Source organism: Ruoffia sp. FAM 20857, assembly GCF_045528645.1.
Lineage (GTDB): Bacteria > Bacillota > Bacilli > Lactobacillales > Aerococcaceae > Ruoffia > Ruoffia halotolerans.
In genome coordinates, this window is sequence record NZ_JBGQRB010000057.1 from 1 (window position 1) to 10,899 (window position 10,899).

The following is a 10,899-nucleotide window of genomic DNA, read 5'->3' on the forward strand; positions in this document are numbered from 1 at the left end:
GCCAAGTGAATTCTCCTTTTAGTAATGTATGGTAACTTTATTATATAGGAATTCACTGGCTTTTGTGTACATACAAAAAAAGGTGTCAGTGAGATTTCTCTCACCAACACCAAAAATTCAAGAACCGCTTATTTATGAGTGAAAAGACTCAATTACATGATTGCTTGGTTAGCAGTAATAATTGAAACTTTATAAACATCTTCTTCGACACATCCACGAGATAAATCAGAAACAGGTTTGTTTAAACCTTGTAAGATTGGACCAACTGCTTGGTAGTTACCTAAACGTTGAGCAATCTTGTAACCAATGTTACCTGATTGGATTTCTGGGAATACGAATACGTTCGCTTTACCAGCAACTTCTGATTCAGGTGCTTTTTTATCAGCAACTGATTCAATATAAGCTGCGTCAAATTGTAATTCTCCATCGATAGCTAAGTCAGGAGCCAATTCTTTCGCAATACGAGTAGCTTCAGCGACTTTGTCAACTTCTGGTGAAGCTGCAGAACCTTTAGTTGAGAAACTTAATAAACCAACTTTAGGATCGATATCGAACATTTTAGCTGTTTGAGCACTTTCTACAGCAATTTCAGCTAATGATTGTGCATCTGGGTTAATGTTAATCGCACAGTCAGCAAAGATTAAACGTTCACCATCATTGTTAGGTGGAACCATAACAAACGCACCACTTGTTAATTTAACACCTGGGCGAGTTTTGATGATTTGTAGTGCTGGACGAACAGTATCACCTGTTGAGTATTGAGCTCCACACACTAATCCATCTGCTAAGTCCATGTAAACTAACATTGTTCCGAAGTAAGCATTGTCACGTAACATTTCACGTGCTTGCTCTTCAGTGTTTTTACCTTTACGACGTTCTACGAAAGATGCGATCATTGCATCGAATTCGTCATAGTTGTTAGGATCGATGATTGTTAAATCACCAGTGTTCCAGTTACGTTCTGTAGCAATTGCTTCAACTTCAGCAGGATTTCCTAATAAAATTGGTTCTACTAATTTATCTGAATGTAGACGAACAGCTGCTCCTAAAACACGTGGATCAGTAGCTTCAGGGTAAACAATTTTAACCTTTTTTCCTTCAATCTTCTGTGATAACGATTTAAACATATCCATTCTAGATATTCCTCCCATAATTTAACTTTATAATAAACGCTTACTACTTAATATTACACGTTTTTTACAATTTTTGAAACTGTTTTACTCAATCTTCTGTATTAAAGTTGTTCTTTTCTCTATTAGCCTCACTTATAGCTTTCTTTTTCCTCTTTGGTAAGACATCTTTAATTTTTCTAAACAATGGACGCAAGACATATCGTATGATTAATATTATGATAATAATCACGATGATGTAAGGGATTAAGAATATAATTGTTAAAATCCCCCATTGGAAAGCTTCAATTGAATTTTCCCAAGTATCGTTAAAGGCTGCGACAATTTGATCCCAGAAAGTCAATTGACTTTCACTTCCATCAGATAACTCAACAACTTCTTGTAAATTCAAGTGTATCGTTGCATTTTCAACTTCTGCGGAGACAGAAGATTGTTCTGCTAATAAACTATCCCGACTCGCAATTGCTTCTTCTAAAGCGCCTTGGATTTCAATTAAATCCGTAACGGACTCTGCTTGATCATTAAGTTCATTCAGTCGGTCAATTCTAGAATCAATCGCTTCGATACGAATTTCAATATCTTGAACTTGTTGGGTTACATCTTGAGAACCGCGTGATAGTTGAATAAGTTGAGCTTGGTCATTGTTTTCAAACTGTGTAAGCGTCTCTTCATAATTGTCTCGAGGAACTCTGATCGTCAAACTTAATGATGTGAGCGACTGAGAACTTTCTGCATAACTGTATTCATTCATTGATTCATCTTGATATTGAATATAAGCATTATTGGCCTCAATAATTTCTTCAATACTTTGCTTCGCTTCATCATAACGAATCGTTTGATAAATCACATTGGCCGTGTAGATAATATCTCGATCTTCATTTGTTTGTTGGCGACTGACATTTTCGTCAGTTTCTTGGGCCATTTCGGTTGTGTAGTTGGCGTCAGGATACGTAGTAGTTGACTGTTCTTGAGATTCACATGCATATAGGAAAAATACAGTTAGAAACAATATTCCCCATTTCCATTTCTTCACGCTATCACACCTCTCTTATACTTCATTATAAAGGGTTTTCATGCCTAAAACCACTAATTACATGTTGACTGGCTTTTTGAACATAAAAAACTCAATGAAGAATCACTTTTGTGATCCCTCATTGAGTTTATAAGTTTAATCTGTTGCTTTTGCTGACGCTTGAGCGTTTTTCGCTTCTTCACGGCGACGTTTCTTCTCTTGACGGTATTGCATACGTTGTTTGCGACGGTCATTAATTGCCCATTGCTTGTAGTCATTATCTTCCATAGCCTGAACTTCTCCAAGTAGGTAACCATTCCCAACTTGTGAGAAGAAGTCATGGTTACTTGTTCCTGTTGAGATACCATTCATAACAATCGGATTCACATCTTCAGCTGTATCAGGGAATAAAGGTTCGAAGCCCATATTTTGTAAAGCTTTATTCGCATTGTAGCGAACAAATGTGTTTACGTCTTCTGTCCAACCTAATTCATCATATAAATGAGACGTGTATTTTTCTTCATTTGAATATAATTCAAATAGTAAGTTAAAGACCCAGTTTTTTAATTCTTCTTGTTCTGCTTCGCCTAACTCATTGTAGCCTAATTGGAATTTATAACCAATATAAGTTCCGTGAACAGATTCATCACGTAGGATAAGTTTAATGATTTCAGCTACGTTAGGTATTTTGTTGTTTCCTAAATACCATAATGGTGCGTAGAAACCTGAATAGAATAAGAATGATTCAAGTAGGACACTTGCCGCTTTCTTTTGTAGCGGTGTACCATTTTGGTACGCATCATTAATTTTATCCGATTTGAATTGGATTAATTCGTTCGTATTCGTCCAATCAAAGATTGAGTCAATTTCTGAGTTTGTATTCAATGTAATAAAAATCGTTGAATACGATTTAGCATGTACTGCTTCCATAAAGTGGATATTACTTAAAACAGATTTTTCATGTGGTGTTCTTGCATCATCTAATAAGACAACAGCCCCTTCTTCAGATTGCAGTGTATCTAAAAGTGTTAACCCACCAAAGACTTTCCCTAACATATCTTGTTCTGCTTTTGAAAGACGACGCCAATCATCTAAATCATTCGATACTGGAATACGTGTATCTAACCAAAATTGCTCAGTCAGCTTTTCCCAAGTTAATTTATCAACGGTATCTTCGATATCATTCCAATTTATCGCTATGTAATTTGGTTCTACCATGCATTTATTCTCCTTTATAAAACTTATTAAATTGAACAGCTCTCGCAATAATTACTTCCAATTTCATCGCCATCATCCGTAAATGTACGAACATAGTAAATTGATTTAATGCCTTGGTTCCAAGCATAGTTACGTAGGATATTTAAATCTCTCGTGTTCATCTTTCTTTCACCAGGACGTTTCCAAGGATAAAGCCCTTCAGGTAATTCTGAACGCATGAACAACGTTAAAGACATTCCTTGATCGATATGTCTTTGAGCCGCTGCATACACATCGATGACTTTACGCATATCAATATCGTAAGCTGACTCATAGTAGTCAATCGTATCATTTGATAATTGTGGCGCTGGGTAATATGTTTTACCCGTTTTCTTCTCTTGACGCTCTTCAATTAGACGTGTAATTGGGTGTAAGCTCGCACTTGTCTCGTTTACATATGAGATACTTCCAGTTGGTGCAATCGCATGACGGTAAGCATGATATAGTCCATCTTTTTGAACCATATCTCTTAACGCTTCCCAATCTTCTGCAGTTGGAAGTGGCACATTTTTCATGATTTCTTTTACTTTTTCATCTTCAATAACAAATGGTTCTTCAATATAACGATCAAAGTATGAACCATTAGCATAATCAGAATTTTCAAAATTATAGAAAGTTTCACCACGTTCGCGTGCAATTTGATTACTTGATACTAATGACCAGTAGTTTAACGCATAGAAATATGCTTCTGTTAATTCTAAAGACTCATCAGATCCGTAATAGATTTGATTAATTGCGAATAACGTATGAAGTCCCATGCCACCTAAACCGATGGTATGATTTAATTCATTCCCTCTACGCACACTTGGTACAGCATCGATACTGGTATGATCTGTAACGAATGTTAAACCACGGACAGCTGTATCCACTGATTTAGCAAAGTCAGGTGAATCGACCATATTCACAATATTTGTAGAACCTAAGTTACAACTAATATCAATTCCTTCATCTTCAAAGGTTTGGTCATCATTAATAATTGATGGTTGTTGAATTTGTAAAATTTCTGAACATAAGTTAGACATTACAATGCGCCCATCAATTGGGTTCGCATCATTGGCTGTATCAATATTAATAATATATGGATAGCCTGATTCTTGTTGTAATTTACTTATTTCGTTCTCTAATTCACGTGCTTTGACTTTGTATTTACGGATTTCTTTATTTTGAACCATGTTCTCATACTCTTCCGTAATATCCACATAAGCAAAAGGCTCGCCATAAACACGTTCAACATCATAAGGACTGAATAAGAACATATCAGCATCTTCTGCAACTAATTCATAAAATTTATCCGGAACCGTTACTCCAAGCGATAAAGTTTTCACACGGATTTTCTCATCCGCATTTTCTTTCTTAGTTGATAAGAAGCGGACAATGTCTGGATGGAAGATTGATAAATAAACCGCTCCAGCACCATTTCTTTGTCCTAATTGATTGGCGTAGCTGAATGAATCTTCAAATAATTTCATAACTGGTACAACACCTGAAGCCGCGTTTTCGATTTTCTTAATCGGTGCGCCTTCTTCACGTAAGTTTGATAAGTTTAGACCTACGCCTCCACCACGCTTACTTAATTGTAAGGCAGAGTTGATGCTACGTCCGATTGAGTTCATATCATCACTAATCTCAATTAAGAAACAAGATACCATCTCACCACGACGTTTACGTCCAGCATTTAAAAATGTTGGTGTTGCAGGTTGGAAGCGTTGAGCGATTAATTCATCACGTAAATTTGTTGCAAGAACTTCGTCCCCGTCCGCTAAGAATAAGGCATTAAACACAATACGATCTTCGAAACGTTCTAAGTATCTTTCCCCATCATTCGTCTTTAAAGCGTACTGGTTATAAAACTTATGTGCGCCCATAAATGATTTGAAACGGAATTTCTTCTCATAAGTTGTTTGCATTAATTTCTTAATGAATTCACGGTCATACTTATTTAAGAAACCTACTTCTAAGTAGTCATGTTCAATTAAATAATCTAATTTTTCATCTAATGTATAGAAAAACACAGTATTAGGGTTCACATGCTCTAAGAAGAATGCACGCACCGCCTCTTTATCTTTCTCTAATGGGATTTTATTGTCTACTGGAATATTTAATTCGTTATTTAATTTGAAATATGTAATTTCATTGGGTGCTTTAGACATAGTTGGTGTTTTCAATTTCAGTCACAATCTCCTTCACTTTTTTTACATCATTATCCGAGCCTTGAAACTCAAATCGATACAATAATGGAACATCATAATCGAGTGCAATATCTTCTGCTGTAAAGCAGTAAAGCTCATTAAAATTTCGGTTTCCTGCGCCGATGACGCCCTGACAATATGATAAATTATCGCCAGTCTCTAGGAAATCATTCAAAATATCAGTCATTTCAATTGCATATGTTGGTGCGATCATAATAAAGTTTTCGTCTATTTCAGAAAATGCATTCACTTCAGACAACTCCAAAGAGTCCATTTCTAACTTTTCAACAAAACGTCGTGTATTGCCTATGACAGACATATATATAATTTTCATCACTACACCGTCCTCTTTAATACTATATATTAGCATGGTTACCTTCAAAATTAAACCTTGAATAAAACTAAATATTGTGCTTCAAGATTCGACCCAATACTATATATTGTGTCTATGCGTTTTATAATCCATAGTTCTAGTATATTTAAATAAATTTAAAAAGCTTGTAATTTGCTCTTGCTTTATTCAGGTTACACGTGTAAACTAAAGTTAGGTTACAAATGCAATCCCGTGTTAGGAGGGAAATTATGACTGAACAATTAAGTATTCAAGATTTAAACATTTCCGATTCAGAATGGGAAGTGATGCGCGTGTTATGGGCAGATGCTCCTTTAACAAGTCGAGAAATCATTGACCGGGTGTTAGACATTCTCGATTGGAAAGAAGGAACGGTAAAATCACTCATAAACCGTTTAGTAAACAAAGAAAATATTCAAAAAATAAAAACCGATACGGTTTTAAAATACAAACCAGGTATTTCAGAACTCGAGGCCAATCGTTTAAAAGCCGATAAAGTCTTCGACTCGATATGTACGAAAGAACGCGGCAGCCTCATTAGTCACCTTGTTGACACAAATCAATTATCGCAAGATGAAATTCAGGAGCTAATATCAAAACTCCAAACAAAAGCACTCACAGCACCAGAAGAAGTAGCTTGTGAATGTGCTGTTGGACAATGCCACTGTCATTTACATTAATAAATAATAAATTAAATAAAAGGAGACATTAATATGAAAAAAGAACAATTTGAAGTCGCAGGTATGGGATGTATGAATTGCAGTAAAACAATCCAAAACACTTTATCAAATCTTGATGGTGTATCTGAAGCCACGGTCGATTTTGCCAATAAAACAGCAGATGTTACATATGATGATACTGTTGTTTCAAAAGTTGGCATGCAAACAGCTGTAACTGACGCTGGTTACCAATTACTTTAATTAAGAATAGGAGGTTTATTTATTGAAAACTTATGCCATTGAAGGCATGCACTGTGCTGCATGCGCGACTTCTGTTGAAAAAGCTGTGAATAAATTGGATGGTATCAATGAAGCCTCAGTGAATCAATTAACAGAAAAAGTAAGTGTCGACTTTGATGAGTCAAAACTATCACTCGATGATATTTCTAAAGCGGTATCCGACGCAGGCTATACGTTGGTTACTCAAACTGAACCTGCTCGTTCAGATGATACTTTTCAAAACTTTTCTGTGACTGGAATGACTTGTGCGAGCTGTGCACAAACTGTTGAAAAAGCAGTGGCGAAACTCCCACAAGTTCACTCTGCTTCCGTTAACTTAGCTACTGAAAAATTATCTGTAACTTGGGAAGAGACTGCAGACGCTCAATTAATCCAAGAAACCGTGGCTGATGCAGGTTATCAAGCTGAGCTAGCATTAACTGCCAAAGAGCAGTACGAAGTAGATCAAGCACGTAAAGAAACTAAGTTAAACTCGATGAAACAAACATTAATTAAGATGGCTATCTTTACCATCCCCCTTTTCATACTCACTATGGGTCCAATGGTTGGAATGCCTTTACCGCAAGTGATTGATCCAAGTATTCATCCGGGGGCCAATGCGGTATTACAATTAATATTAACGACTCCCGTCTTATATTTTGGTTTCGATATATTTAAACGGGGGTTCAAAACATTATTTAATGGACATCCAAATATGGATTCTTTAGTTGCTGTTGGTACGGGTGCGGCATACTTACAAGGAATCGTGATGACTGCTTTAATCCTTTTTGGACAAGTGAATACGCATGATCATTTAGAATTATACTTTGAATCGGCCGCAGTCATCTTAACTTTAATGACCTTAGGTAAATATATGGAAGAACTGGCTAAAGGACGAACATCCTCAGCGATTAAAAGCTTAATGGAATTAGCTCCCGATACAGCTCGTGTCGTACGTGAGAACGGAGAAGTTGAGACGATTCCTGTTGAAATGTTGAATATTGGAGATATTATCCAAGTTCGACCTGGTGAAAGCTTACCTGTCGATGGTGAAATGGTTGAAGGTCATTCGAGCATTGATGAGTCCATGTTAACAGGTGAAAGTCTACCTGTTGAAAAAACAGTTGGTGACTTAGTCACTGGCGCAAGTATCAATAAGATGGGAGCTTTTAAATATAAAGCTACTCGTATTGGACAAGATACGATGATTTCTCAAATCGTTCGTATGGTTCAAGATGCTCAAGGTTCTAAAGCACCAATTGCGAAATTAGCCGATGTTATCTCAGGATACTTTGTACCTATCGTTATTATTATTGCGATTCTATCTGGTTTATTCTGGTTCTTTGTGATGGGTGAACCACTGAATTTCGCTTTAAATATCTTTATTAGTGTTTTAATTATTGCTTGTCCTTGCGCCCTAGGTTTAGCGACTCCCACAGCAATCATGGTTGGGACTGGAAATGGCGCGAGCCAAGGTATCTTAATTAAAAACGGACAAACGCTTGAGAACATACATAACGCAACGACTGTTCTATTAGATAAGACCGGAACGATTACAGAAGGTGAACCAACTGTTACAGATTTCATCATTAACGAAGGCTTTGATAAAGATGACATCTTACAACTGGTTGCTTCAGCAGAATCGGTTTCTGAACATCCACTAGGATCAGCCATTGTGAAGTATAGTGAAGAGAAAGAAATTAACTTACTGCCAACCGATCACTTTGAAAGCATAACTGCACGCGGAATTAAAGCAGACATAGCAGGCAGAGAAATTGCGATTGGGAATAAAAAATTAATGGACTCTCTAAGTGAAGTACCTAGTTCATTAGAGGCACAAGTCAAACAATTAGCCAATGAAGCTAAAACACCGATGTATATTGCTTTAGATAATGAAGTGATTGGAATTGTTGCTGTTATGGACCCTATTAAGGAAACATCGAGCCAAGCAATTAAAGAGATGAAAAACTTAGGTCTTGAAGTTATTATGGCCTCTGGTGACAACCAATACACAGCCAATATTGTTGGGGAAGAACTTGGTATTGACCGCATTCTAAGTGAAGTCATGCCAGAAGATAAATCTGCTATTGTGCAAGAGTTACAAAATGCAGGTAAGAAAGTGATTATGGTTGGGGATGGTATTAATGATGCGCCTGCTTTAGCTCAAGCAGATATCGGGATGGCAGTTGGTTCTGGTACCGATGTAGCTATGGATTCGGCTGATACCGTCTTAATGCATGATGATTTACGTGATGTCCCAAAAGCTATCAGCTTAAGTCATGCAACCATTCGTAACATTAAGCAAAACTTATTCTGGGCCTTTGGATACAATACGATTGGGATTCCAATCGCGATGGGCTTACTTTACCTCTTCTTCGATGGACCTTTATTAAGTCCAATGTTCGCTGCGGCTGCGATGAGTTTAAGTTCAATTTCTGTACTACTCAATGCCTTACGTTTGAGAAATAAATAATTATTTACATATAAAAGGCTACTGACCGGATTACTCGTCAGTAGCCTTTTATGCACTTGTTTAATATTTTGCGTCTGCAAAGGTTCTCATCATTTTTGGTAATTCTCGAATCACTTGCGTTGGTAATGTGACATAATGAGTTTCTGCTAATTGATCCGCAATGTAGCTATGAATGAACACAGCTGAAAGAATTGCTTGTTTGACATTCGGTATTTGTCCAATGAAACCAGCTAGAATCCCAGTCAACGTATCTCCCATCCCGCCGGTCGCTTGTGAGGGGTTACCTGTTGTGTTTTCAAAGACATCCGAGTCAATATACACTTGTGTAGGTGATCCTTTTAACACAACTGTGCTTTGTAAATCCTTCTGAGCTTGTTGATTACTATCTACTGTTAATTTATTTTTATCTAGACCTGTAAGCCTCTGCCACTCACCGAGATGAGGTGTGAAGATACAATGGGCATTGGTTTCTCGCTTGACTTTCCCTTCACCAAGCAGCGTAATCGCATCAGCATCGATAATTAGATATTGCTCGTTAGTCGCTGATTTGAGAATCGTTTCAAGGATTGTTTGGCTCACTTCGCTTAGCCCTAAACCCGGCCCAATCACAATCACATCTTTGTCTTTTACTGCTTGAATCAAGCTTTCAGTTTCGTACATATTAACAAACATAATTTCTGGCGCATGCGTATGTAAGCTAGTCCGGTTCACTGGATCCGTCGCGACAGTCACTAATCCTGCGCCAGAATACAAAGCAGCCAGACCACTCATGATAATGGCTCCACCCTTTTCATGATTACCTCCAACACATAATATGCGCCCCATTTTATTTTTATACGTATCTTTATCTCTGATAGGTATTGTGTCTACGACTATTTCTTTAGTAATTTTCTTCATGTTTACCCCCCTTTGCCTTCTCATTATACAAAAAAGAGAGTGTTAACACTCCCTTTTCAAATTTATTATTATATGATGAATTGTAAAATTAAGTGCGACAAATAAAGAAACCCATAACAGGTTCGTGTAAAATGTTAGTAACGACAAAAACATAAACACGGAGGTCTGTTATGAGCTACACATATCTTACCATAGAGGAACGTTCAAAAATAGAAATACTCTATCAAGAAGGCTTTAAAATTAATCGCATTGCCCAATTAATCGGGCGCCATCGGTCAACGATTTATCGAGAACTTAAACGATGCCCTTCAGATCAATACCAAGCTCTGGATACCCATGAAGGTGCCAATCAACGTGCACGTCTTAAGGGTAGAAATCCTAAGTACACGTTCGGGCTACTTAAAGACATTCAAGATAAATTAGAATGTACATGGTCACCTGAACAAATTGTTGGACGAGATTATCAGGGAAAACTTTCCTTTAAATCCATCTATAACTGGATTTACCAAGATATCTTAAAGGTGCCCCTAACTGTCTTAAGACACAAAGGAAAAAGTCGAGAGCCTCAAGAAACGCGAGGAAAGTTTAATATCGGCACTCCCATCTCAAAACGCCCCAAATCTGTGAAGAATCGAAAAGAGTTCGGGCATT

The 10,899-nt window shown here is 37.1% G+C and carries 10 protein-coding genes; 4 read left to right on the forward strand and 6 right to left on the reverse strand.

Annotation, left to right across the window (positions count from 1 at the left end):
* Nucleotides 1-152: 152 nt before the first annotated feature.
* The 5 genes from pta to nrdI all read right to left on the reverse strand — a co-directional run bounded on the left by pta (nucleotide 153) and on the right by nrdI (nucleotide 5,922).
* On the reverse strand, nucleotides 153-1,133 hold the full coding sequence (gene pta, locus ACEN4N_RS10240; RefSeq protein ID WP_171031275.1) for a phosphate acetyltransferase: 981 nt from the start codon (nucleotides 1,131-1,133) through the stop codon (nucleotides 153-155).
* Nucleotides 1,134-1,221: 88 nt separating this feature from the next.
* Complete coding sequence (locus ACEN4N_RS10245; protein WP_138404100.1) at nucleotides 1,222-2,163, reverse strand: DUF4349 domain-containing protein; 942 nt, start codon at nucleotides 2,161-2,163, stop codon at nucleotides 1,222-1,224.
* A gap of 135 nt (nucleotides 2,164-2,298) precedes the next feature.
* Nucleotides 2,299-3,360: a class 1b ribonucleoside-diphosphate reductase subunit beta gene (gene nrdF, locus ACEN4N_RS10250; protein WP_138404099.1), complete on the reverse strand. Its 1,062-nt coding sequence runs from the start codon at nucleotides 3,358-3,360 to the stop codon at nucleotides 2,299-2,301.
* A gap of 26 nt (nucleotides 3,361-3,386) precedes the next feature.
* On the reverse strand, nucleotides 3,387-5,549 hold the full coding sequence (nrdE, locus tag ACEN4N_RS10255; protein ID WP_407090344.1) for a class 1b ribonucleoside-diphosphate reductase subunit alpha: 2,163 nt from the start codon (nucleotides 5,547-5,549) through the stop codon (nucleotides 3,387-3,389).
* Nucleotides 5,542-5,922: a class Ib ribonucleoside-diphosphate reductase assembly flavoprotein NrdI gene (nrdI, locus tag ACEN4N_RS10260; protein ID WP_138404098.1), complete on the reverse strand. Its 381-nt coding sequence runs from the start codon at nucleotides 5,920-5,922 to the stop codon at nucleotides 5,542-5,544. The genes nrdE and nrdI overlap by 8 nt, the downstream gene beginning before the upstream one ends.
* Before the next feature lie 248 nt (nucleotides 5,923-6,170).
* On the opposite strand from nrdI, the gene ACEN4N_RS10265 reads away from it, so the two are divergent.
* Genes ACEN4N_RS10265 through ACEN4N_RS10275 form a run of 3 tightly spaced genes read left to right on the forward strand, consistent with a single transcriptional unit; the run spans nucleotide 6,171 to nucleotide 9,351 of the window.
* Nucleotides 6,171-6,620: a BlaI/MecI/CopY family transcriptional regulator gene (locus tag ACEN4N_RS10265; RefSeq protein ID WP_171031274.1), complete on the forward strand. Its 450-nt coding sequence runs from the start codon at nucleotides 6,171-6,173 to the stop codon at nucleotides 6,618-6,620.
* A 33-nt stretch (nucleotides 6,621-6,653) separates the two neighbouring features.
* Nucleotides 6,654-6,860 (forward strand): heavy-metal-associated domain-containing protein, encoded by a 207-nt coding sequence (locus ACEN4N_RS10270; protein WP_138404096.1) that lies wholly within the window; start codon nucleotides 6,654-6,656, stop codon nucleotides 6,858-6,860.
* 22 nt (nucleotides 6,861-6,882) lie between these two features.
* On the forward strand, nucleotides 6,883-9,351 hold the full coding sequence (locus ACEN4N_RS10275; protein ID WP_138404095.1) for a heavy metal translocating P-type ATPase: 2,469 nt from the start codon (nucleotides 6,883-6,885) through the stop codon (nucleotides 9,349-9,351).
* Between the two features lie 60 nt (nucleotides 9,352-9,411).
* Here ACEN4N_RS10275 and ACEN4N_RS10280 read toward each other — a convergent pair whose 3' ends face one another.
* A complete protein-coding gene (locus tag ACEN4N_RS10280; protein WP_407090335.1) occupies nucleotides 9,412-10,248 on the reverse strand; it encodes an NAD(P)H-hydrate dehydratase in 837 nt (278 codons plus the stop codon).
* Between the two features lie 170 nt (nucleotides 10,249-10,418).
* Here ACEN4N_RS10280 and ACEN4N_RS10285 point away from each other — a divergent pair.
* On the forward strand, nucleotides 10,419-10,899 hold a 481-nt coding region (locus ACEN4N_RS10285), incomplete at its 3' end, for an IS30 family transposase (RefSeq protein ID WP_407094173.1).

What these genes read in the sequence shown, in the direction of transcription:
- pta (WP_171031275.1), bottom strand. Translation starts at nt 1,133, where the DNA reads ATGGATATGTTTAAATCGTTATCACAGAAGATTGAAGGAAAAAAGGTT.
- nrdF (WP_138404099.1), bottom strand. Translation starts at nt 3,360, where the DNA reads ATGGTAGAACCAAATTACATAGCGATAAATTGGAATGATATCGAAGAT.
- nrdE (WP_407090344.1), bottom strand. Translation starts at nt 5,549, where the DNA reads ATGTCTAAAGCACCCAATGAAATTACATATTTCAAATTAAATAACGAA.
- nrdI (WP_138404098.1), bottom strand. Translation starts at nt 5,922, where the DNA reads ATGAAAATTATATATATGTCTGTCATAGGCAATACACGACGTTTTGTT.
- ACEN4N_RS10265 (WP_171031274.1), top strand. Translation starts at nt 6,171, where the DNA reads ATGACTGAACAATTAAGTATTCAAGATTTAAACATTTCCGATTCAGAA.
- ACEN4N_RS10270 (WP_138404096.1), top strand. Translation starts at nt 6,654, where the DNA reads ATGAAAAAAGAACAATTTGAAGTCGCAGGTATGGGATGTATGAATTGC.
- ACEN4N_RS10280 (WP_407090335.1), bottom strand. Translation starts at nt 10,248, where the DNA reads ATGAAGAAAATTACTAAAGAAATAGTCGTAGACACAATACCTATCAGA.